This window comes from Actinomadura bangladeshensis (assembly GCF_004348335.1).
GTDB lineage: Bacteria > Actinomycetota > Actinomycetes > Streptosporangiales > Streptosporangiaceae > Spirillospora > Spirillospora bangladeshensis.
Map to the genome: position 1 here is coordinate 1 of NZ_SMJW01000136.1, position 21,813 is coordinate 21,813.

The 21,813-nt window shown below is 71.4% G+C and carries 25 protein-coding genes; 16 read left to right on the top strand and 9 right to left on the bottom strand.

The window, feature by feature from the left end; genetic code table 11:
* Nucleotides 1–319: 319 nt before the first annotated feature.
* Nucleotides 320–679 carry a hypothetical protein gene (locus E1284_RS24250; RefSeq protein ID WP_131942434.1) on the top strand — a complete coding sequence of 120 codons (360 nt, stop codon included), beginning with the start codon at nucleotides 320–322 and terminating at the stop codon, nucleotides 677–679.
* Nucleotides 680–953: 274 nt separating this feature from the next.
* Here E1284_RS24250 and phoU read toward each other — a convergent pair whose 3' ends face one another.
* Entirely contained in the window at nucleotides 954–1,616 is a 663-nt protein-coding gene (gene phoU, locus E1284_RS24255; RefSeq protein ID WP_131942435.1) for a phosphate signaling complex protein PhoU, read from the bottom strand.
* A 176-nt stretch (nucleotides 1,617–1,792) separates the two neighbouring features.
* Between phoU and E1284_RS24260 the strand changes: the two genes are divergently transcribed.
* Entirely contained in the window at nucleotides 1,793–2,995 is a 1,203-nt protein-coding gene (locus E1284_RS24260) for a sensor histidine kinase (protein WP_131942436.1), read from the top strand.
* Complete coding sequence (locus tag E1284_RS24265; protein ID WP_131942437.1) at nucleotides 2,992–3,672, top strand: response regulator transcription factor; 681 nt, start codon at nucleotides 2,992–2,994, stop codon at nucleotides 3,670–3,672. The genes E1284_RS24260 and E1284_RS24265 overlap by 4 nt, the downstream gene beginning before the upstream one ends.
* Nucleotides 3,673–3,737: 65 nt before the next feature.
* Here E1284_RS24265 and E1284_RS24270 read toward each other — a convergent pair whose 3' ends face one another.
* Nucleotides 3,738–4,685, bottom strand: coding sequence for a hypothetical protein (locus E1284_RS24270; RefSeq protein WP_131942438.1), 948 nt, complete (start codon nucleotides 4,683–4,685; stop codon nucleotides 3,738–3,740).
* Nucleotides 4,686–4,875: 190 nt separating this feature from the next.
* Entirely contained in the window at nucleotides 4,876–5,649 is a 774-nt protein-coding gene (locus E1284_RS24275; protein WP_131942439.1) for a hypothetical protein, read from the bottom strand.
* Between the two features lie 350 nt (nucleotides 5,650–5,999).
* Between E1284_RS24275 and E1284_RS24280 the strand changes: the two genes are divergently transcribed.
* The gene (locus tag E1284_RS24280; protein ID WP_089328581.1) at nucleotides 6,000–6,482 is read left to right on the top strand and encodes a CarD family transcriptional regulator; all 483 of its coding nucleotides are present in this window, start codon (nucleotides 6,000–6,002) and stop codon (nucleotides 6,480–6,482) included.
* A 34-nt stretch (nucleotides 6,483–6,516) separates the two neighbouring features.
* Entirely contained in the window at nucleotides 6,517–6,978 is a 462-nt protein-coding gene (gene ispF, locus E1284_RS24285) for a 2-C-methyl-D-erythritol 2,4-cyclodiphosphate synthase (RefSeq protein ID WP_131942440.1), read from the top strand.
* A 10-nt stretch (nucleotides 6,979–6,988) separates the two neighbouring features.
* Here ispF and fahA read toward each other — a convergent pair whose 3' ends face one another.
* The gene (fahA, locus tag E1284_RS24290) at nucleotides 6,989–8,206 is read right to left on the bottom strand and encodes a fumarylacetoacetase (RefSeq protein ID WP_131942441.1); all 1,218 of its coding nucleotides are present in this window, start codon (nucleotides 8,204–8,206) and stop codon (nucleotides 6,989–6,991) included.
* Between the two features lie 137 nt (nucleotides 8,207–8,343).
* Nucleotides 8,344–9,426: a DUF2637 domain-containing protein gene (locus E1284_RS24295; RefSeq protein ID WP_131942442.1), complete on the bottom strand. Its 1,083-nt coding sequence runs from the start codon at nucleotides 9,424–9,426 to the stop codon at nucleotides 8,344–8,346.
* 215 nt (nucleotides 9,427–9,641) lie between these two features.
* Between E1284_RS24295 and E1284_RS24300 the strand changes: the two genes are divergently transcribed.
* From E1284_RS24300 to E1284_RS24330, 7 genes are all read left to right on the top strand, one after another.
* Nucleotides 9,642–10,391, top strand: coding sequence for a DUF6585 family protein (locus E1284_RS24300; protein WP_131942443.1), 750 nt, complete (start codon nucleotides 9,642–9,644; stop codon nucleotides 10,389–10,391).
* Between the two features lie 94 nt (nucleotides 10,392–10,485).
* Nucleotides 10,486–10,854, top strand: coding sequence for a YciI family protein (locus E1284_RS24305; RefSeq protein WP_131942444.1), 369 nt, complete (start codon nucleotides 10,486–10,488; stop codon nucleotides 10,852–10,854).
* The gene (locus E1284_RS24310) at nucleotides 10,851–12,119 is read left to right on the top strand and encodes an RNA polymerase sigma factor (protein ID WP_131942445.1); all 1,269 of its coding nucleotides are present in this window, start codon (nucleotides 10,851–10,853) and stop codon (nucleotides 12,117–12,119) included. The genes E1284_RS24305 and E1284_RS24310 overlap by 4 nt, the downstream gene beginning before the upstream one ends.
* Entirely contained in the window at nucleotides 12,106–12,939 is an 834-nt protein-coding gene (locus E1284_RS24315) for an alpha/beta hydrolase (RefSeq protein WP_131942446.1), read from the top strand. Before E1284_RS24310 ends, E1284_RS24315 begins: the two co-directional genes overlap by 14 nt.
* Before the next feature lie 69 nt (nucleotides 12,940–13,008).
* The gene (gene cysS / locus E1284_RS24320; RefSeq protein ID WP_131942447.1) at nucleotides 13,009–14,403 is read left to right on the top strand and encodes a cysteine--tRNA ligase; all 1,395 of its coding nucleotides are present in this window, start codon (nucleotides 13,009–13,011) and stop codon (nucleotides 14,401–14,403) included.
* A 131-nt stretch (nucleotides 14,404–14,534) separates the two neighbouring features.
* Nucleotides 14,535–15,449, top strand: coding sequence for a 23S rRNA (guanosine(2251)-2'-O)-methyltransferase RlmB (gene rlmB / locus E1284_RS24325; RefSeq protein ID WP_131942448.1), 915 nt, complete (start codon nucleotides 14,535–14,537; stop codon nucleotides 15,447–15,449).
* A 95-nt stretch (nucleotides 15,450–15,544) separates the two neighbouring features.
* Nucleotides 15,545–16,477: an EamA family transporter gene (locus E1284_RS24330; RefSeq protein ID WP_243714718.1), complete on the top strand. Its 933-nt coding sequence runs from the start codon at nucleotides 15,545–15,547 to the stop codon at nucleotides 16,475–16,477.
* Nucleotides 16,478–16,483: 6 nt separating this feature from the next.
* Here the strand turns inward: E1284_RS24330 and E1284_RS24335 are convergent, their stop codons facing one another.
* From E1284_RS24335 to E1284_RS24345, 3 genes are read right to left on the bottom strand one after another with little or no spacing between them, the layout of a single operon-like run.
* Nucleotides 16,484–17,656, bottom strand: a complete 1,173-nt coding sequence (locus E1284_RS24335; RefSeq protein ID WP_131942450.1) for an RNA polymerase sigma factor — start codon at nucleotides 17,654–17,656, stop codon at nucleotides 16,484–16,486.
* A complete protein-coding gene (locus E1284_RS24340; RefSeq protein ID WP_131942451.1) occupies nucleotides 17,653–18,000 on the bottom strand; it encodes a YciI family protein in 348 nt (115 codons plus the stop codon). The genes E1284_RS24335 and E1284_RS24340 overlap by 4 nt, the downstream gene beginning before the upstream one ends.
* Complete coding sequence (locus E1284_RS24345) at nucleotides 17,997–18,560, bottom strand: dihydrofolate reductase family protein (protein WP_131942452.1); 564 nt, start codon at nucleotides 18,558–18,560, stop codon at nucleotides 17,997–17,999. The genes E1284_RS24340 and E1284_RS24345 overlap by 4 nt, the downstream gene beginning before the upstream one ends.
* Nucleotides 18,561–18,741: 181 nt before the next feature.
* On the opposite strand from E1284_RS24345, the gene E1284_RS24350 reads away from it, so the two are divergent.
* The 3 genes from E1284_RS24350 to E1284_RS24360 all read left to right on the top strand — a co-directional run bounded on the left by E1284_RS24350 (nucleotide 18,742) and on the right by E1284_RS24360 (nucleotide 20,190).
* Nucleotides 18,742–19,335 (top strand): hypothetical protein, encoded by a 594-nt coding sequence (locus E1284_RS24350; RefSeq protein WP_131942453.1) that lies wholly within the window; start codon nucleotides 18,742–18,744, stop codon nucleotides 19,333–19,335.
* A 99-nt stretch (nucleotides 19,336–19,434) separates the two neighbouring features.
* Nucleotides 19,435–19,770, top strand: coding sequence for a hypothetical protein (locus E1284_RS24355; RefSeq protein WP_131942454.1), 336 nt, complete (start codon nucleotides 19,435–19,437; stop codon nucleotides 19,768–19,770).
* 57 nt (nucleotides 19,771–19,827) lie between these two features.
* Complete coding sequence (locus E1284_RS24360; RefSeq protein ID WP_131942455.1) at nucleotides 19,828–20,190, top strand: hypothetical protein; 363 nt, start codon at nucleotides 19,828–19,830, stop codon at nucleotides 20,188–20,190.
* A 24-nt stretch (nucleotides 20,191–20,214) separates the two neighbouring features.
* Here E1284_RS24360 and E1284_RS24365 read toward each other — a convergent pair whose 3' ends face one another.
* Nucleotides 20,215–20,883: a metallophosphatase domain-containing protein gene (locus E1284_RS24365; protein ID WP_131942456.1), complete on the bottom strand. Its 669-nt coding sequence runs from the start codon at nucleotides 20,881–20,883 to the stop codon at nucleotides 20,215–20,217.
* A gap of 208 nt (nucleotides 20,884–21,091) precedes the next feature.
* On the opposite strand from E1284_RS24365, the gene E1284_RS24370 reads away from it, so the two are divergent.
* Nucleotides 21,092–21,619, top strand: coding sequence for a hypothetical protein (locus tag E1284_RS24370; RefSeq protein ID WP_131942457.1), 528 nt, complete (start codon nucleotides 21,092–21,094; stop codon nucleotides 21,617–21,619).
* Nucleotides 21,620–21,813: the final 194 nt, after the last annotated feature.

A 21,813-nucleotide genomic window follows, 5' to 3' on the forward strand; every position in this document is an offset into this window, starting at 1 on the left:
CCCGCCAAGGACGCCAAGAAGGAGAAGTCGAGGCGCGGCCGCAAGAAGTGACCGGCCGGGGGGCCGCCGCAGCGCGGCCCCTCACCCCGCGAACGCGGAGAGGAACCCGCCGCCGACCACCGCGAGCCCCGCAAAGGTCAGCGGCCCGGTCGCCCACGCGCACGCCCGCCGTCACCGCGACGATGCCGATCAGGACGGCCGTACGGAGCGGCACGGCGGTCGGCTGAGTAATCGCGCCGGCCGGAACTGAGTACGAGCACCCCTGCCCCGCCCGCGACCGCCGAGGCCACGATGAACGTGACCGCACAGGAGGCCGAGGATGACTCAGCAGGCAGGGACGCAGCCGCCCGCGACGAACGAGATCTCTCTGGGGGCCTGGCTCACCCTGCCACTGGTGTTCGTGCTCGGGGGAGTGCTGACGCTGGCCAACCTGGCGCTGGCCGGCCTGGTGTCCGGCGGCCCGGACTCCTGCGCCGAGGCGTCCTGCTCGGGCAGCCCCCTGTTCGCCAAGATCTTCTTGGCCATCGCCCTCGTCCCCGCGACGGCGACGATCGCGACCGTCTTCACCCTGCGCCCCGCACGGTTCATGATCCGCTGCGCACTGATCGCGACGGCGCTCGTGGCCCCGATCCTGGCGGACGCGGTCGCCCTCTCCGCCTCCCCCGACTGGTTCTGGTGAGGTCGTCAGGTGCGGGCGGGCCGGGCGATGGTGAACCAGTCATGTCGTTCTAGCGGCCTCCCGGCGCGGTGTGGCAGTTGCGGGTTGCGGCGCCGGAGAAGGGATATGGCGCGGTTCTCGAAGGGCCCATTGCAGGTGGACGGAGCGAGCAGCGAATCGGCGTGACCATCTCCTCTCCGTGTTACCGGCATCCGGACGCGCTCCCGGCCGGCCCGTCGTCGTAGTCCTTCCTGCAGATGCGCGCGCCGGCCCGGCGGCCCGGCGCGGTGAGGGCCTAGGAGAGGTCGGTGATCTCTTCGGGGCGTTGGCCGGTCACCAGGTAGACGACGTTCTCGGCGACGTGGACGGCGTGGTCGGCGAAGCGTTCGAAGTAGCGGCCGGCGAGGGTGATGTCCACGGCGGGCTCGACGCCGTGCTTCCACTTCGGGGACAGCAGGATGTCGAACAGGCGGCGGTGGAGGCGGTCCATCTGGTCGTCGTCGGCGTCCAGTTCGAGGCCCATCTCCACGTCCTGGGACGCGATCACGCTGCCCGTCTTGGCGATCATCCGCTCGGCGATCTGCCCCATCTCCAGGACGGTGGCCTGCAGTTCCGGCGGGACGGCCGACTCGGGGTGGCGGCGGCGGGCGGTCTTGGCGATGTGCACCGCGAGGTCGCCCATCCGCTCCAGGTCGCCGCTCATCCGCAGCGCGGTGATCAGGGTGCGCAGGTCGCCGGCGACGGGCTGCTGCCGCGCCATCAGGTCGAAGACCGTCGCCTCGATGTCCGCGTCGATCTTGTTGACGTGCTCGTCCCCGCTGATGACCTCCTCCGACAGCCGCAGGTCGGCGTCCAGCAGCGCGGTCACCGCGCGGGCCATCGCGGACCGGACGAGGCGGGTCATCTCCACCAGGCTGTCGGTGAGGGAGTCGAGTTCCTCGTGATAGGCGTCGCGCACGTGAAGTCCTTTTGCCGGGAGAACGGGGGCCGGGGGGAAGGGCGGATTCGCCCACGCAACAGCCTGCCCGGTCGCCGTGAACGATCCCGGAGGGGAAGGTGAATTTTCGGCTAACGGAGTGCTCTGACCTGGGCCGCCGGGAAGGGTGGTCCGGAAAGCCGCTTACGATCCGAGGTGTGGAGGTCGAGATTGTGGCGAGCCTCGCCGGGCTCGCCGGGCTCGCGATCGGGCTCACAACTGGATTGGCGGTGCGCGTGAGCGAGCGGTCCCAGCGGATACCGGCGCCCGCGGCCCCGTCGGGGGCGCTGCCCCCGGGCGTCGCGTCGGTGCTGAGCGTCCTGCGGTCGTCGGCCGTCGTCGTGGACGGCGAGGACCGGGTGCTGCGCGCCAGCTCGGCGGCGCGTGCGTACGGCCTCGTCAGCGGGGACCGGCTCGTCGTGAACGAGGTCCTCGCCATGACCCGGCTCGTCCGCCGGGACGGGGAGATCCGGGAGACCGAGATCCAGGTGGGCCCGACGACCGTGCGGAGCCGGCTGGACGGGCGCTGGTTCGCGGTGCGGGTCGCGCCGCTCGGGTCGCACGGGCTCGTCCTCGTGCTCGCCGAGGACCTGACCGACATGCACCGCACCGAGGCGATACGGCGCGACTTCGTGGCGAACGTCAGCCACGAGCTGAAGACGCCGGTCGGCGCGCTGTCGCTGCTGGCCGAGACCGTCGAGGGCGCCGCCGACGACCCCGAGGCCGTCCGCCGGTTCGCCGGGCGCATGCAGTACGAGTCGGTGCGGCTCAACAACCTCGTCCAGGACCTGATGACGCTGTCGCGCGTCCAGGGGGACGAGCCGCTGCCCGACCTGAAGCCGGTCGACCTCGGCGAGGTGATGGCGGAGGCGTTCGAACGCTGCCAGTTCAAGGCGTCCGCGAAGGACATCGAACTGGCGTCCGGCGGCGAGGAGGACCTGCGGGTCCACGCCGACCAGGAGCTGCTCGTCACCGCGCTGCGCAACCTCGTCGACAACGCGGTCGCCTACAGCCCCGAGCACACCCGCGTGGTGGTGTCGACCCGGCGCCGCGACGACGGCCACGTCGAGATCAACGTGTCCGACCAGGGCATCGGCATCCCGGACGGCGAGATCGGCCGGATCTTCGAGCGCTTCTACCGGGTCGACCCGGCGCGCTCCCGGCGGACCGGCGGCACCGGGCTCGGCCTCGCCATCGTCAAGCACGTCACCGGCAAGCACGGCGGCGACGTGACGGTGTGGAGCAAGGAGGGGCACGGGTCGACGTTCACGATCCGGCTCCCGCTGCTCGACGCCCCGTCCCGTCCCGCCGGAGGTGCGGAACAACCCCCACAGGACATCGCCCGGGAGGCAGAAACGTGACCCGCGTTCTCGTCGTGGAAGACGAGGAGTCGTTCAGCGACGCACTGTCGTACAACCTGCGCAAGGAGGGCTTCGAGGTGGCGGTCGCCGCCACCGGCCCCGACGCGCTGGACATCTTCGAGCGCAACGGTGCCGACCTCGTGCTGCTCGACCTGATGCTGCCCGGCCTGCCGGGCACCGAGGTGTGCCGGGAGCTGCGCGCCAGGTCCAACGTGCCGGTGATCATGCTGACCGCGAAGGACAGCGAGGTCGACAAGGTCGTCGGGCTGGAGCTCGGCGCCGACGACTACGTCACCAAGCCGTTCTCCACCCGGGAGCTGATCGCACGGATGCGGGCCGTCCTGCGCCGCCAGGGCGAGGCCGACGAGCCGGCGCCCGCGACGCTGGAGGCCGGGCCCGTCCGGATGGACGTGGAGCGGCACATCGTCAGCGTCGGCGGCGAGCCCGTCCAGCTGCCGCTGAAGGAGTTCGAGCTGCTGGAGGTGCTGCTGCGCAACGCCGGCCGCGTCCTGACCCGGATGCAGCTGATCGACCGCGTGTGGGGCGCCGACTACGTCGGCGACACCAAGACGCTGGACGTGCACGTCAAGCGCCTCCGCGCGAAGATCGAGGAGACCCCGTCCGCGCCGCGGTACATCGTGACCGTGCGGGGCCTGGGCTACAAGTTCGAGCCCTGACGCACAGCGAAGAAGAACGGCCCGTCCGAGGTTCGGACGGGCCGTTCCGCGCTGTGCGGGACCGGTCAGTGACCGGCGGCGGCCGGAGTCTCGGAACCGCCGGGGCTCGCGGGCGCGCCCGGGGTCTCGGACGTGCCGGGCGCCGGCTCGCCGGACGCGCCGGGGCTCGGGCTCCCCTGCGGACCCGTCGCACCCGGGCCGGGGGTGCCGGCCGACTGCTCGGACGGAGTGGCCAGTGGGTAGGTCGCGTAGTCCTGCTGGCGCGGCGCGATCGGCACCTGGAACTCGACGCCGCCCGCCTTCTCGAACTGCATCCGCACGGGGACGGTCGACCCGGCGACCAGGTCGCTCGCGGTCAGGCCGGTGAGCACCACGAGCGGCTGGTCGCCCGGGCGCGGGGTCGTCGGCAGGCCGCTCTCCTGCGGGCCGGCCGTGTTCTGCGACGTCGGGGTGCCGGTCGTGTTCGGCGTGGAGCCCGCCCCGGCCGTCGGCTGCGGGCTCGTGCCGCCCGTCGGCTGCCCCGTGCTTTGGCCGGACGGGCCGGCGGACGGGCTCGCGGACGGGCTCGCGGTCTCCTTCGCGGGCTTGCCGAGCAGCGGGACCATGCTGCCCGTCCCGTCCGGTGCGGCGCCCGGCAGCGTGATGGTGCCGCCCGCGATCTTCGCGCCGCTGAAGGCGGGGGAGCTGACCGAGACCAGCCGGTCCTCCCGGCCCTGCACCTGGTTGATCATCACGCCGTAGAGCGGCAGCGCGTCGCCGGGCTTGAGCGAGCCGCCGGGGTCCGTGCCCAGCAGGAACATGTTGCGCAGGTCGATCTGCGATGAGCTCGGCTTGTCCATCGGCACCGACACGTTGACGCCCTCGGTCAGGCGGGTCGGGTAGGCGGACTGGGGAGTCTCGCCGGCGCCGCAGCCGGAGATCACCGGCGCGAATGCGACGGCGCCCGCGACGGCGAGCACGACCACTCGACGGCTGTTTCGGATCACGGCGTCGGTCTCCTCGCGAAGAGTCATCAGAAGATGTGACATCGAAAAGTTGTGAGAGCGGCGTGAGATACGCCAGAGGAAGCGTAGCGAGACCCTGCCGCGGATCCGTCTTCGGGGTCGCCGACACGCATGCGCATGGCCTGAACAATGCTCGCGGACGGGCTGGCCATGCGCCGCGCGCCGCGCGAATCCGGGGCGGCCGGTACGGGTCCGCCGATCAGCCGGTGCCGAGGGCCTCGACGCGGGCGGTGAGGTCGGGGCCGGGCCGCGGCGCGCGGACGATCTCGGTGACGACGCCGTCCGGCTGCACGAACACGGCGGTGAGGCCGGTGCCGGTCGGGCCGCGCGTGCCGGGCTCGGGGGCGTAGGCCGCGGCGAGGACGCCGTCCCGGTCCTCCAGGATCATCGGCAACCCGTCGTGGGCGGTGCCCGCGCAGGCCCGCAGGTCCTTCAGCGACGTCGCCTTCCGGTCGCCGGCCGGGCGGGGGTCGGCGACGAGCCAGAAGTTGAGCCGGTACTGCCGCGTCTTGCCCGCGAGCTCGGCCACCACGCCCTCGCACTCGTAGGCGGGCGGGACGATGGCGATCACGCTGGGCCGCAGGTTCCGCAGCGGGGTGGAGCTGCGGCCGTCCGCGACGATGTCGACCTCCCGGTCCGGCAGCAGGCCGCCGACCTTGCCGGGGTCGGCGGAGGGGCGGGGCGCGAGCTGCACGCCCGTCGGGCGGGGCACCGGACGCGGCCCGAACGCGGTCATGAGCACCCCGCTGAGCAGCGCGACCAGCAGCGCGCCCGCGATGATCGGGATCGCGACGCCGAACCGGGTCGCCGGCCCGGCCAGCCGCCGCAGCCGCCGCCTGCGGCGCCGCCGCCGCTCCTCGCGGTGGTAGGCGGCCATGTCCCGCTCGAGCTCGCGGGCGTCGTCGGGCACGACGACGTCGACGTGCGGAAGCCCGTAGTCGTCCGGCTCCGGGTCGCCGCCGTCCGGCCTCACGCCGCACCTCCCCTCGGGCTCGCGTCCGCACGGGCCGCCGTCCTATTCGGGGCCTTCCGGGCGCTTCGTACCCGCGCCGCCCGGCATGCTCACCTCCAGTATGGAACGCATCCGCGCGGCGGGCGGGACGGATGCTTGTAACAGGGCTCCCCTTACCGGTAATGGCGTTTCGATGGGATCCCGGTGATCACTCGGCTACGCTGAGTGTGGAGAACTGGGGGCCGATGCACCATTAAAGGGCTTTGTCAATACCCCAATATGCGGTTTGACCTGCGCATATGTCTGGAAGGCCGGTTCGGACACGCTCGTTTCCGTGCTACCCTGGTCCTAGCGGAAGGGGTACTTGTCACATGACTTTCCAGGTCGGCGACACCGTCGTCTACCCCCACCATGGGGCTGCTCGGATCGAGGCCATCGAGACTCGCACCATCAAGGGTGAGGACAGGACCTATCTGGTTCTGAAGGTTGACAAGGGTGACCTGACAGTGCGGGTCCCGGTCGAGAACGTCGAGGACGTGGGCGTCCGGGACGTCGTCGGCCAGGAGGGGCTGGAGAAGGTGTTCGAGGTGCTGCGCGCACCCTACACCGAAGAGCCCACCAACTGGTCGCGCCGGTACAAGGCGAACCTTGAGAAGCTCGCGTCCGGCGACGTCAACAAGGTCGCCGAGGTCGTCCGCGACCTCTGGAGGCGCGACAAGGAGCGCGGTCTGTCCGCCGGTGAGAAGCGGATGCTCGCGAAGGCACGCCAGATCCTCGTCAGTGAGCTGGCGCTCGCCGAGAAGACCAACGAGGACAAGGCAGAGGCCCTGCTCGACGAGGTCCTGGCCAGCTGAGCGGCCGACCGAGTTGACCGAGCGGCTTCCACGGGTGGGCGTCGGAACCGACGTCCACCCGTTCTCGTCCTCCCCGCGCCCCCTCAAGGTCGCGGGTCTCGAATGGCCCGGTGAGGGCCACGGCCTGGCCGGGCACTCCGACGGCGACGTCGCCGCGCACGCGGCGTGCGACGCGCTCCTGTCGGCCTCGGGCCTCGGCGATCTCGGTGCCGTCTTCGGCACCGCCGACCCCCGCTGGTCGGGTGCGTCCGGCACCGACCTCCTGCGGGAGGTCGCCCGCCGCGTCACCGAGGCGGGCTTCACCATCGGCAACGTGGCCGTCCAGATCATCGGCAACCGTCCCAAGATCGGCAAACGCCGCGCCGAGGCCGAGAAGACGCTCACCGAGGCGCTGGGCGGCGCTCCCGTGACGATCTCCGCCACCACGACGGACGGCCTGGGCCTGACGGGCCGAGGCGAGGGTCTCGCGGCCGTCGCCACCGCCCTGGTCTTCTGAGGGCCGTCTGCTACGGCCGGGCGGGGTGGACGGTGCCGGTCACCTCGCCGAGGGCGATGCGGGAGCCGGCGGCGCCCGGGGCCTGGGCCCGGATCGTCACCGTGTCGCCGTCCTCCAGGAACGTGCGCTCGGTGCCGTCGGGCAGTTCCAGCGGCTCCTGGCCGTTCCAGCTGAGTTCGAGCATGCAGCCGCGCTGGTCGCGTTCCGGGCCTGACACCGTGCCGGACGCGAACAGGTCGCCGGTGCGCAGCGGGGCGCCGTTCACCGTGGCGTGCGCCAGCTGCTGGGGCGGCGTCCAGTACATCGACGCGAACCGCGGTCGCGCCGCCACCTGGCCGTTGATCAGGACCTCCAGGTGCAGGTCGAGGCCCCACGGCTCGTCGCAGCGCAGGTAGGGCAGCGGCGCCGGGTCCTGGACGGGCGGGGACACGCGCGCCGGTTCGAGGGCCGCGACCGGCACCACCCACGACGACACCGACGTCGCGAACGACTTGCCGAGGAACGGCCCGAGCGGCTGCGACTCCCACGCCTGCAGGTCCCGCGCGCTCCAGTCGTTGACCAGCACGAACCCGAACACGTGATCGCGGAACGCGCCGGCCGGGACGCCGCGCCCCGCCGGGGAAGGGACGCCCGCGACGAACCCGACCTCGGCCTCGAAGTCCAGGCGGAGCGAGGGGCCGTAGGCGGGCTCCGGGTCGCCGGACGCGCGGCGCTGCCCCGACGGCCGGATGATCGGCGTCCCCGACGGGTACACGGTGCCCGCGCGGCCGTGGTAGCCGACCGGCAGCCGCTTCCAGTTCGGCGTCAGCGGGTCGCCGTGCGGCCGGAACATCCGTCCCGCGTTCACGGCGTGGTGCTCGTTCGAGTAGAAGTCGACGTAGTCGGCGACCTCGAACGGCCGGAGGAGCTCGACGTCCGCGACGGGGATCAGGTGCGGCTCGACCCGGGCGCGGTAGGACTCGTCGGTGAGCAGCTCGGTGACCCGCTCGCGGTTCGCCCGCCAGGCCGCGCGTCCCGCGACCATGAAGGCGTTCAGGGAGCCGGACGCGAAGTAGTGCCGGTCCTCGACGAGCCCGGCGGCGGACATCTCCGCCAGGTCGAGGACGCGGTCGCCGATGGCCACGCCGACGCGGGGCAGCTCGCCGGGGCGTGCGAAGACCCCGTACGGCAGGTTCTCGATGCCGAACCCGGAATCCTCGTCGACCTCGACCCACGAAACGGTCGTCATGGAGACATATCTTCCCCCGTGTCCGGCATCAGACCCACCGCGCGCAGATTCGTGCCTCCGGTGGGGGAGCGCGCGGCGTCGTCGAAGAGCCGAGCGCCTAAGGCGCCCATGCCCGTCCGTTCCCCGGCCCCGTCGCGCTAGTCGACGGGCGGGGTGGGGCCGCTGCGGAAGTTGCCGGACGGCGGCGGGTTCCAGTCCTTGGCCGGGGGGTCGCCGGCGTCGGGGTCCTCGGCGCGGTCGGCGGGCGGCGTGTCGTGGAGGTCCTCGTCGGCGCCGGGGATCACGATGTCGGGCCGGGTCGTGGACGCCACCGGACGCTGCTCGGCGGCGTCCTCCCGGTCACGGCCGCGGACGAGTTCGACGTCCGTCGGCAGCAGCGCCGGAACCCGGTCGAGCGGCGGCCGCGGCGCCGGCAGCGCGTCCAGCGGCGGCGCCGGCTCGGACGACAGACCGCCCCCGTAGCCGAGGGGCTCGTCGCCGGCGTTCTGCTGCCGCTCCGGCGCTCGGCCGGCGATCTCATGGCCGTCCGAGGTGTCCTCGGCCCGGACGGGCTCCGGAGCCGCCGGCTCGGCTCCACCGGCGGCCTCCAGGACGGGCTCGGGCTCGTGCTCGACCGGCGGCTCCGGGAGGAACGGGATCAGCGGCTCCTCGTCGGCGGACTCGGACGGCGGCTCGGCGGCCGCCGGGGCCTCCAGCGCGAGCGGCGGCGCGGCCGGCTCCAGCACCTTCACGTGACCGCGCTGCGTCTCGACGGGAGCGGCCTCCTCGGCGGCGGGGCGGGCCACCCGGATCTGCTTGAACATCGTCAGCCACAGCCAGATCGCGATCACCAGCATGACGTGCGGTGCCACGGCGACCCCCGCGCGCACCGCGTCCTCCGGGAGGGAGCCGTACCCCCGCACCGAGTGCTGGACGGAGGCCGCGGCGCCCCCGGCGGCGAGGACGAGCAGCAGCGCCCAGCGCAGCAGCCGCGTCCACCAGCGGGCGCCCCGGGTGACGACCAGCGACAGGATCGTCATCGCGACGAGGGTGTCGGCCATCGCCGGGTACAGCGGCGCCCAGCGGCGGCTCACCCGCCCGGCGAGGGCGAGTTCGCGCAGGACGTCGTAGGTGAGCACGTACGCGGCGGCCGCGAGCGCGGCGACGACGAGGCCGGCGAGGGCGGTCAGCAGCCGCCGCTGGCCGCGGCTGTAGGACGGCGGGGTGCGATCAGATGGCATGGGGTCTCGTTCCGGGGAGGGCGCCTGAGTGATCCTCAGCCGAGATTAACCAGCCGGGACGGAGGCGAACCGCAACTTCTTGGTGATCACATTGTCGCTGCGCACCATAAGGGGGGAGACGTACGGTATGGACGACGACATCCCGAGGGGAGGCTGCGATGCCGTACGGCTGGTTCGTGGACGGAACGCGGACCCGAACGGCCGGGTAGCGCGGCATGGCGTGGCCTCATGACCGCCCGCCCGGCCGGCTGGGCGAGCCGATCCGGATCTTCGACGGCCGGGCCGCGGGCCGCCGCACGTGGGCGTGGCTGGGCCTGCTGGGCCTGGCGTCGCTGTCGCTGATCCCGGCGGCCGTCGTCTACCTGCACGAGCGCGCGTGGTGGGTGGGCGTCCCGGCGCTGCTGCTCTCGATGGGCTACGCGGCCGCCGCCGGCTGGATCGCGGGCCGCGACCGCCCGCGCCTCCGCCACCGGGTCGCCCGCCTCTACACCGGGGGCCTGTCGCTCACCGGACCGGGCGGCGAGGCCGGCTACACGTGGGACGAGCTGGCCTCGGTGACCGTTTCGGGCCGGTCCCGGGGCCCGCGGGTCCGGTGGTGCTTCACGGTCGTGGCGGACGACGGCCGCGTCCTGCGCCTCGAAGACGACATCCCGGACGTCCGGACGCTGGGGGTGGCCGTCGCGGAGGAGGTGACGGCCCGGATCGTCCCGCGCCGCCTGGAGGCGGTCCGGGCGCGCGAGTCCGTGCGCCTCGGCCCGTTCACCGTCGACCTCGACGGCGTCGAGAAGGACGGCGAGCGGCTCCCGTGGAAGGAGGTCCGCGACGTGGCGATCGACAACGGCATGGTGACCGTGCACGCGCGGACCGGCCGGCCGGACCTGACGGCGGTCGCCTCCCAGACGCCGGACGCGCTGGCGTTCGCGGCGGTGTGCCACCGGCTCCGGGACCTCTCCGGATCTGCCTGAAGAATCTTTCGCGGGGGATGTCGAGAACCCGCCCACCGCTCCGATCGTTCTGTGACGAGTGGCCGTCGTGGCTGCTCAGGACAAGGAGTGGACCATGAAGTACATGCTGCTGATCTACAACCGTCCCGGCTTCGTGGAGGAGCTGACGGAGGCCGAGCGCGAGGCGCTGTTCGGCGAGGTCGACGCGATCATGCGGGAACTGACCGAGTCGGGGGAGATGGTCGGCGGGGACGCGCTCGCCGACCCGTCCCGGACGAAGACCGTCCGGGCGGGCGCGGACGGTCAGCCGGCCGTGACCGACGGGCCGTTCCTGGAGGCCAAGGAGCACTTCGCCGGCCACCTCACCGTCGACGTCGAGTCGGAGGAGCGGGCCGTGGAGATCGCCTCCCGCTGGCCGGACGTCCGGTACGGCGGGCGCATGGAGGTGCGGGCGATCATGGACGGCGCCGGGACGGAGATGTGAGGACGCCCCCGGCCGTCGAGGACCTGCTGCGCACGCTCGCGCCGCAGGTCCTCGGCACGCTCGTGCGGCGGCACGGCGCCTTCGACGCCTGCGAGGACGCCGTGCAGGAGGCGCTGCTCGCCGCCGCCGTGCAGTGGCCGGGGGACGGCGTCCCGGAGCACCCGCGCGGCTGGCTGCTGACCGTCGCGACGCGGCGGCTCACCGACCAGTGGCGCAGCGAGCGGGCCCGCCGCGACCGCGAGGCCGCCGTGTTCGCCCGGGACGCGGTGCTCGCGCAGGAGATCGAGGGGCCGGGGCCGGACGGGGAGCGCCCCGGCGACCGGGACGACACGCTGACCCTGCTGTTCCTGTGCTGCCATCCGGCGCTGTCGCCGCCCTCGCAGGTCGCGCTGACGCTGCGCGCGGTGGGCGGCCTGACGACCGCGCAGATCGCGCGGGCGTTCCTCGTCCCCGAGGCGACGATGGCGCAGCGGGTCAGCCGCGCCAAGCAGAAGATCCGGGCGGCGGGGGCGCGGTTCGCCCTCCCGCCGGCCGGGGAGCGGGGCGAGCGGCTGCGGGCCGTCCTGCACGTCCTGTACCTGATCTTCAACGAGGGGTACACGGCCTCCAGCGGGCCGGACCTGCAGCGCGCCGACCTGACGGCGGAGGCGATCCGGCTGGCGCGGGCGCTGCACCGGCTGCTGCCGGGCGACGGCGAGGCCGCGGGCCTGCTCGCGCTGATGCTGCTCACCGACGCCCGCCGCCCGGCGCGGACGGGCCGCGGCGGGCTGCTGATCCCGCTCACCGAGCAGGACCGGACGCTCTGGCGGCGGGACGCCATCGAGGAGGGCACGGCGCTGATCACCGACGCGCTCACCTGGTCGCCGCCCGGCCCGTACCAGGTGCAGGCCGCGATCGCCGCCGTCCACGCGGAGGCGCGGCGCCCGGAGGACACCGACTGGGCGCAGGTCCTCGCGCTGTACCGGCTGCTGGCGCACCTGTCGCCGAACCCCATGGTGACGCTGAACGAGGCGGTCGCCCTGGCGATGGTCTCCGGGCCGTCGGCCGGGCTGGACCTGCTGCGGACGCTGGACGGCGACGACCGCGTGTCGGGCCACCACCGGCTCGCGGCCGTCCGCGCCCATCTGCTGGACATGGCCGGAGACCCGGAGGCGGCGCGGGACGCCTACCGGGAGGCGGCGCGGCGCACGACCAGCCTGCCGGAGCGCCGCTACCTCGAATCCCGCGCCGTTCGACTCAAGGGAGAGAACAATGAAGACGCTTGATGTCCCCGGTGCGAGCCTGCATTACGAGATGCGCGGTGCCGGACCGGTGCTGCTGCTGATCTGCGGCGGTATCTACGACGCGGCCGGATATGCCGGTCTCGCCGGGTTGCTCGCCGACCGGTACACGGTCGTCACCTACGACCGGCGCGGCAACTCGCGCAGCCCGCTGTCCGGGCCGCCGTCGGTGCAGAGCGTCGCGGAGCACGCCGACGACGCGTCCCGGCTGCTCGCCGCGGTGACCGACCAGCCCGCGTTCGTGTTCGGCAACAGTTCGGGGGCGCAGATCGGGCTGGAGCTGGCGGTGCGGCATCCGGAGCAGGTGCGGGCGCTGATCGCGCACGAGCCGCCGCTGTTCGGGCTGCTGCCGGACGCGGCGCACTGGGAGTCGGTCATCGCGGACGTGGAGCGCGCCTACCGGGACGGCGGCGCCGGCCCCGCCATGGGCGTCTTCGCCGCCGCGATGGGCATGACCGGCGGCGACGAGTCCCCGGAGGCGGGAGAGGCACCGCAGGAGCCCCCGTCCCCGGAGATGCTGGAGATGTTCGCGCGGTTCGAGAAGAACACCGACTTCTTCGCCGGGTACGAGGTGCCGGGATTCGGGCGGCACGCGCTCGACGTCGAGGCGCTGCGCGGGTCGTCCGTCCCGGTCGTCGTCGCGGCGGGGGAGCAGTCCGGCGGCGAGCCGCCGCACCGGGCGGCCGTCGCGCTCGCCGAGCGCCTCGGGACGTCCGCCGAGGTCTACCCGGGCGACCACGGCGGTTTCGGCGCCGAGGCCGAGGCGTTCGCGGCCCGGCTGGACGCGGTGTTCGCGAAGGCGTGACCCGACGGCATGGGGCCGCGCCGCGCAATGCACGGCGCGGCCGCGCGCCGATCCAATAGCCTGGTCCCTGTGAGTCTGCGCTTTTACGACACCGGCACCCGTAGCGTCCGCACGTTCGAGCCCCTCGAAGAGGGCCGCGTGGGGATGTACGTGTGCGGTGCGACCCCGCAGGCATCACCGCACATCGGGCACCTCCGCTCGGGCGTCATCTACGACGTGCTGCTGCGCTGGCTGCGCGCGTCCGGCTACGAGGTGACGTTCGCCCGCAACGTCACCGACGTCGACGACAAGATCATCGCGGTGGCGGCGGAGCGGGACGTCCCGTGGTTCGCGGTCGCCGAGGGCAACCAGCGCACCTTCACCCAGGGCTACGACCTGCTCGGCTGCCTGCCGCCGACGGTCGAGCCGCGCGCCACCGGGCACGTCCCGGAGATGATCGTGCTGATCCGCCGGCTGATCGAGAAGGGCCACGCCTACGCGGCGGGCGGCGACGTGTACTTCGACGTGAAGTCGTGGGCGGACGAGTACGGGTCGCTGTCGAACCAGCGGCTGGACAACATGCGGCCCACCGGCGACACCCCCAACGAGGACGCCAAGCGCGACCCGCGCGACTTCGCGCTCTGGAAGGGCGCCAAACCGGGCGAGCCGTCCTGGGAGACGCCCTGGGGCGACGGGCGCCCCGGCTGGCACCTCGAATGCTCCGCGATGGCGACGAAGTACCTCGGCCCGACGTTCGACATCCACGGCGGCGGCGTCGACCTGATCTTCCCGCACCACGAGAACGAGATCGCCCAGTCCCGTGCCGCCGGTGACGGGTTCGCCCGCTACTGGCTGCACAACGGGCTCCTCACCGTGGACGGCGAGAAGATGAGCAAATCGGTCGGCAACGTCGTCCTGCTGCCGGATCTGCTGGGCAAGGCCCGTCCGGTGGAGGTGCGCTACTACCTGGCCTCGGCGCACTACCGGTCGCTCATGGACTACACCGACGCCGCCTTGGCCGAGGCCGTCTCCGCCTACCAGCGCATAGAGGGGTTCGTCACGCGGGCCTCCGAGCTGGTGGGCGCGGTGCCGCCCTCCTCGGTGCCGTCCGAGTTCGCCACGGTGCTGGACGACGACCTGGGCGTCCCGCAGGCGCTCGCGGTGCTGCACGAGACCGTCCGGGAGGGGAACAGCGCCCTCGCCGCCGGCGACCAGGACGCGGTGCGGGACGCGCTGGCGTCCGTGCGGGCGATGGCGGACGTCCTCGGCATCGACCCGCTGTCGCCGCAGTGGAGCCGTACGGGCGAGGAAGACCTCCGTCCCGTCGTGGACGCCCTGGTGGGTGTGGCGCTGGAGCAGCGGCAGGCGGCGCGAGCGCGGAAGGACTACGCGGCCGCCGACGCGATCCGCGACAGCCTTGCGGACGCCGGAATCCTCGTCGAGGACACCCCGCAGGGCCCCCGCTGGGAGCTGAAGCGGGACTGAGCGGCGTCCGGCGCCGGATAAAATCGAACGTTCGCGGGGGTGGCGTCGCCGTCCCGCTGAGATCGGAGCCGCCCCGGCAGCCGCGAGGGCGAGCGAGCACGCAATCGTCATCGCGAGGGGCGTAACGGACAATGGCCAAGCGCAAGGGCAAGGGACCCACTCCCAAGGCCGAGGACCGGCACTGGCACGGCAAGCGCCAGAAGGCCCGCGCCGTCAAGAACGCCAAGCGCACCGGCACGCCGACGCTCGGCCCCGGCGGGCGCCCGAAGCCCGCCGCCGGGCCGGCCGCCGGTGGACGTCCGGCCGGGGCGCGGCGCGCGAACGGCGAGGTCCCCGAGCTCGTCACGGGCCGGAACCCGGTCGTCGAGGCGCTGCGCGCGGGCGTTCCGGGCACGGCGCTGTACGTGATGTCCAGCACCGACGAGCGGGTCCGGGAGTCGATCCAGCTGGCCGCCGACCGCGGCGTCCCGCTGCTGGAGACCGGCAAGAACGAGCTCGACCGGCTGACGGACGGCGCCGTCCACCAGGGCATCGCGCTGCAGGTCAAGCCGTACCGGTACGCGCACCCGGACGACCTGCTCAAGGGCACCGCCCCGCTGATCGTCGCGGTCGACGGGATCACCGACCCGCGCAACCTCGGCGCGATCGTCCGCTCCGCCGCCGCGTTCGGCGCGACCGGCGTCGTCGTCCCGGAGCGGCGCGCCGCCGGGGTCACCGCGGGCGCGTGGAAGTCGTCCGCCGGGACGCTCGCGACGTGTCCCGTCGCGCAGGCCACGAACCTGGCGCGGCAGCTCAAGGCGTACCAGAAGGCGGGCTGCTTCGTCGCCGGGCTGGACGCCCGCGGCGGCGTGACCGTCGGCGACCTGGAGATCGCGTCCGGCCCGTTCGTGCTGGTCGTGGGCTCGGAGGGTAAGGGGCTCGGACGGCTGGTCGCCGACACCTGCGACATGCTGGTCACGATCCCGATGCCGGGACGGGCCGAGTCGCTGAACGCCGGCGTCGCCGCCGGCATCGCCCTGTACGAGGTCAGCCGCCTGCGCACCTGAACAGTCGAGGAACTGCTTCAACGGGAATAATCTCAACGTTCAGATACTTCTCGTTCATGTATCTGTCCCCCCGACGCTCCGTTGAGGTGATTCCCGTGACCGCTCTCGCGGCCCCGCGGACGCCGCGCGCCCGCTACGCCTCCGACCTCGGCCTCGCCGCCTTCGCGCCCGCGAGCTGGGGCACCACCTACGTCGTCACGACCACCCTCCTGCCCGCCGACCGCCCCATGCTGGCCGCCACCCTGCGCGCCCTGCCCGCCGGACTCGTCCTGCTCGCCGTCACCCGGCGCCTGCCGCGCGGCGACTGGTGGTGGAAGTCGGTCGTCCTCGGCATGCTGAACTTCGGCGCCTTCTTCCCGCTGATCTTCTTCGCCGCCTACCGGCTGCCCGGCGGGGTCGCCGCGACCATCGGCTCCGTGCAGCCGCTGGTCGTGGCGCTGCTGTCGCTCGGCATGCTGCGGGTCCGGCCGGCCCGTGCCGTCCTGCTGTCGGCACTCGCCGGAACCGGCGGCGTCGCGCTGTTGACCCTGACCGCCGACGCCCGCCTCGACCCGCTCGGCATCGCCGCCATGCTCACCGCGACGTCCCTCATGGCCGTCGCGATCGTCCTGGCGAAGAAGTGGGGACGTCCAGAATCGCCGCTGGTCATGACCGGTTGGCAGCTCACGGTCGGCGGCCTGGCGCTGCTGCCGCTGACGCTGCTCACCGAGGGCGTCCCATCGTCCATCACGGGTGAGAACGTGCTGGGCTTCACTTACCTCGGAATCGTCGGCACCGCGATCGCGTACGCGCTGTGGTTCCGCGGAATCGACCGCCTGGCCCCGACGTCGGTGTCGCTGCTCGGCCTGACCAATCCGATGGTGGCGACAATGGCGGGCCTGCTGATCCTCGGCCAGACCCTCACTTTCTGGCAGGTCATCGGATTCACCATCGCCCTGGGCGCCTTGGTCGCCGGTCAGACCTTCAACAGGACGCCTGCCCCGACCGCCCCGGTCGCGCCGATTCCACAGCCGGCCGGACGCGCCTGAGCCCTTTCACAGTCGCACACCGCGCCGCCGCTTCTCGAGAAAGGCCCGCTCGCTCTCGTTCCCGGTACGCGCGATGGCCGCGGCGTAAGCCTCCGCGGCCTCCGCGTTCCGCCCGAGCCGCCGCAGCAGGTCGGCGCGGACCGCGTGGAACAGGTAGTACCGGTCGAGATCCAGCGTGTTCACGAGCGCGAGACCGGCCTCGGGCCCGTCGATCTCGGCCACCGCCACGGCCCTGTTCAGCGCGGCCACGGGAGTGGGCGCCACGACCATCAACTGGTCGTACAACTGCAGAATCTGGCCCCACTTCGTGTCCTGCGCGCTCGCCGCATCACTGTGCACGGCGTTGATGGCCGCCTGAATCTGGTACGGCCCAGGACGGTTGATCTCCAGACACCGCCGGACGAGCGCCTGCCCTTCGTCCACGAGCCCGCGATCCCACAACCCACGATCCTGCTCGCCGAGCAGGACCAGTTCGCCATTGTTGATGCGGGCGGCCTTACGCGACTCCACGAGGAGCATGAGCGCCAGCAACCCCAGCACTTCAGGCTCGTCCGGCATGAGTTCCGAGAGAACCCTCCCCAGCCTGATGGCCTCGGCGCTGAGTTCGCCCCGCCCCGCATACCCTTCGTTGAACACGAGATAAATGACGGCGAGCACCCCGGAGAGCCGCTGCGGAAGCTCGGCTTCCTCAGGCACCCGGTAGGGAATCCGCGCGTCCCGGATCTTGCCTTTCGCCCTCACGAGCCGCTGCGCCATCGTCGCCTCCGGCACGAGGAACGCCCGCGCGATGTCGGCCGTCGTCAGCCCGCCCAGCAGCCGCAACGTCAACGCGACCCGCGCCCGCATCGCCAGTGCCGGATGGCAGCACGTGAAGATCAGCCGCAGCCGATCGTCCTCCACCCCGCCCACCTCGACCGGATCGCCTTCGTGCAGCAGCGCGGCCTGCGCGTGCTTCCCGTCCCGCAGAGCCTCCCGGCGCAGCCGGTCGATCGCCTTGTTCCGCGCCGTGGTGATGATCCAGCCGGCCGGGCTGGGCGGCGTCCCGTCCGACGGCCACCTGCGGACCGCCTCCACGAACGCGTCCTGCACCGCCTCCTCGGCGATGTCGAGATCACCGAAGGCCCGGGCCAGGACGGCCACCGCCCGCCCGTGCTCCTCCCGGAAGACCCGCTCGATCACACCTCACCCTGGAACGGCCGCACCTCCATCGGCAAGCCCGTCGCCTTGCAGAACCGGGCCGCGACCTTCAGCGCCGCGTCCAGATCCTCCACCTGGATGATCGTGATGCCGCCGATGTGCTCCTTACCCTCCGTCCAGGGCCCGTCCGTGGCGACGAGTTCCTCCCCCCGGCACCGGACCATCGTGCTCGCCTCGGGACCGTGGAAGCCCCGCCCGAACACCCACGACTCCTGCATCTCCAGGTCGTGCCGGATCTCCGCGATATCCGCCATCACCTTGTCAAGGACCTCCGGCGGCGGCGGCTCGCCCACAGGCTGGATCATGTTGAGCGCGTAGAGCTTCATGCTTCCTCCTTCTCGTACCTCACGATGACTACCCCGGTGGTCGTCGTCACCGACTCCACCAACCGCAACTCCGTCTCGACCCCCTCGAAGAGCCGCCGTCCCGCGCCCAGCACCACCGGATGGACCATCAGCAGCCACTCGTCGACGAGCCCGCGCCGCATGAGCTCCTGCGCGAGCACCCCGCTCCCCAGCACGGTGAGCCCCTCCTCGATCTGGCCGACGTCCCCGACATCGCCGATCAGCACCGAGTTGACCCAGGGCAGCGGCTCCCGCAACGTCCGCGAGACGACGTACTTCGTGGACTTGTTCAGCACATCGGTGAACGGGTTGTCCGTCTGCTTCGGCCAGTACCCGTGGAACTGTTCGTACGTCCGGCGGCCGAACAGCAGCGCGCCGCCGCCGTCCCGTCCCCGCGCGAGCACGTCCCCCATGACCTGGTCGTTCCCCGGGATGGCCCACCCGCCACGCGCGAACCCGCCCCGGACGTCCTCATCGGCCCCGGCGGGCGCCTGCATGACCCCGTCCAGCGACAGGTGCTCAACCAGCACGATCTTCCCCATGACGCCTCCTCGAGTTCGACCTCTCACCCCCCACACGAACGCCGCCGCCCCAAATCGACACTCGCCCGCAACAATCTCTGGCCCGAAGCCGACCGCCCTCCCACAGGCCACTGACCTACCCCCACGGCTGGAGCACCGCGTTGATGCGGCAGGCTCATGGGAAGTCGAGGAAAGGGGTGAGATGAGCGTCCGCGAGAGTGACCTCGTCCTGCGGCCGGACGTCCGCGCAGGACTGATCGTCGTGGCCGTCCTGGTGGTCGCCGGTGCGAGCATCGTCGCCGCGATCCTGATAGGCGACGCCCCAACGGCGTTCGCCCCGTTCGTGGCCGTGCTGTTCACCGCGCTGGCCGTCCTCGGGATCGCAAGCCTTCTCCGCGCGCGGATCGTCCTGACGCCGCAAGAGATAGTCGTACGAGGCGTGTTCTCCCAGCAGCACCGTCCACGCGCACAAGCAGCCGAGATCGTCCGCGCCACGATCACCGCGCCCCGCGGAGCGTCCGGCGAAAGCCTGTTCATCCTGGACGCCCAGCGCAACCTACTAATCAGAGTCTCGGGCGCCGCCTTCAAACGCGAGGACCTAGACCTCCTGGTAGCCGAACTAGGAGTGCCCTGCAGCGGCTACGACCACCCAGTAGCCCCCAAGAGATTCGCCGAAATGTACCCCGGCCTAATAACCAAGGCCGAGCAATACCCCTACCGCCTGGCGTTCACGGCCATAGCCGTAATCTGCGCGATAGCAGCCCTGACCGCCGCGGTGATGGCGGCAACGTCCTAACCGCGCCCACCGGCAGAAACCACCCGCCCCCGACCAGACAGCCCCCAGAACCATGGTCCGCCTCAGCCTTTTGTCCGCGCCGCCTGACATGCTGCACAGATGTCCTACGACCTATACTTCTGGAAGTCGGCCGCCGGTGAACCTGACGAGATCTGCGACCGGCTCGCCGACGAAGACGTGGTCCCGGCCCCAGAGGTCGAGCGCTTCCGCACGGAACTACTGGCCCGCTGGCCAGACCTAGCAGACCGAATCTCCCCGTGGGCGCCTGACCTGGACTGGCGACAACCATGGGGACGCAAAGATCTAGCGGACTACTTCGTATCGCTGACCCTGCCCTTCAGCACCGAAGCGAGCGCCCTACAGGACATGGTGACGCTGGCCCGGAAGCACGACTTGGTGACCCACAACCCACAAACCGGCGAAACGATCCGCTGACCTTTCTCAACGGGGCAAGAGCGAACAAAGCAAACCACCCCCGCTAGAGTTCGGCGAATGATCGCGCCCCGGCTGAAGCCGCTGACCGCCCTCCCACTCGCCGTCCTGGCCCTCGGTACCGCCGCCTGCGGCGCAGGTACCGAGAACGCCAAGGTCGAGTGCGCGCACACCGTCATCGGCCGCGCCAAGAGCCCCTGCACGGTGACCTTCGACCGACGAGGCCCCTCCACCGCCACCGTCCTGGGCCGCGACGTCGAACTCCTGCTCACCGAGCCCACCCGAGTGACCCTCACCGTCGCCGCAACCGAGATCACCGTTCCGCTGGACGATCACGAGGCTCAGGAGGCGAACCTGAACATCACCATCAAGTCGATCGGCAGCGGGAAGGTCGTCATCCGCTTTTCGGAAGTAGCCGTCTGACCTGCACGCTCCGCAGCGTGCGCATCAAGCCGGGTTGCGCGCCGACGGCACTACCTCGCCCACGGCGCCCGAGTCCTCCAGCCGCACAACGGTGGGACCGCGCTCGCACTCCCACGTGGTGACATTGGCGAAGGTCGTCCCGTCGCGGCGCCAGAGCCCGCCATCCTGGTGAATGTGACCGAACAGGTGAAGCCTGGGATGCACCTGCCGCACTCGGGCCAGCAGATCTTCACAACCGTGCCGCCCGGGGTAGGCGTTCGCGTCACCGATCCCAAGCGGCGGCCCGTGCGTGACCAAGACATCAACAACGTCCGGAATCAGGGCCCACTTCTCCGCAAGGGCGCGTCCCCGAGGCAGATTGAACGCCCACTCATTGAACTCCGGCTGCCACGGGCTGCCCCAGAACGTGACCCCGTCGATCTCCGCCCCGCTGTCCTCCAGGTAGCAGATACCACGATCGGCCAACACGGCACGAGCACGCTCAGGCGTGTCCATGAACATCCAGTCGTGATTGCCCGCGACAACAACCTTCGTCCGATGCGGAAGGCCGTGCATCCAGTCAGCGGCGTCCTCAAGCTCCCCGAGATCCTTACCGCGCCGGCACAGATCACCCGCATGCACGAAGACGTCCCCTTCGGGGACGACAAGCTCCCGATGAAAGGTGTGCGTATCGGCAACCGCGACAATCCGCATGCCCCAAGCCTACTGAGCCCGGCACTCACCGCACACCAGCACCCGGTTTCCCGATCAGTTGATTCAACACCTATTTCGGACCACCCGAAATAGGCGTCAACTGAATCACCGGCAGGCCGCCTTTGCATGCCCGGCCGATCCACCGGAACCGAAGTGCTCGCTGCCCAGTCATACTGGTGAGGCTCGACTCCGATCCTGGGAGGATCATGTGGACGCCAGCACCATCACCGCCGTCAGTGCCACTTTGATCGCCATCCTCTCGCTTCTCGTGTCCCTCCAGGAAAGCCGGGCAATCAGGCGACATAACCGCGAGTCGATCCGCCCGCTGCTTCGACTCAAGGTCAGCAGGAAGCAAGGCGGCCGGACTGGAGTCGTGCTGGTCAATTGCGGTTTGGGGTCCGCGATCATCAGCAGGAGCGTGGTCACTCTCGACGGAGACGCGATAGGTGAGTGGAACGAGGCGGTGGTCAACGGATTTCGCGAAGGACTCGACCCCGTGCCGGGTGCCTCTACTTTCACAACGGGCTACGCACTTCCGGCGGGGGACGAGCGCTATCTGCTCGAACTGAACGACTTTGACGTGAGTCTCCACGGTGATTTCTGGAACCTCATTCGTCGTCGCCTGGGGCTGGAGATCTTCTACGAATCGCTTTACGGCGGTGAAGAATTCTCCGTGGCGCTTCCGGTACCCCCTGTACGTCTACCGGACGGGTCCCAGGTCTATCCGTCGAGCTAGCGTCGAGGCGACTGAGCGGGACGCTGCCGAGCTGCTTGCGGAAGCTCATGTTGAGCAAGACCTTGCTCAGTGAGCCCATTCCAACCTGACTGTGCAGGTCACGGGTTCGTCGCGGGCGACGGATGTGGGCGGTGAATGAGTGAAGCTCCTGCTAGATGAGGTTGTCGACCAAGATCAACCTTGTCCGCACAGGA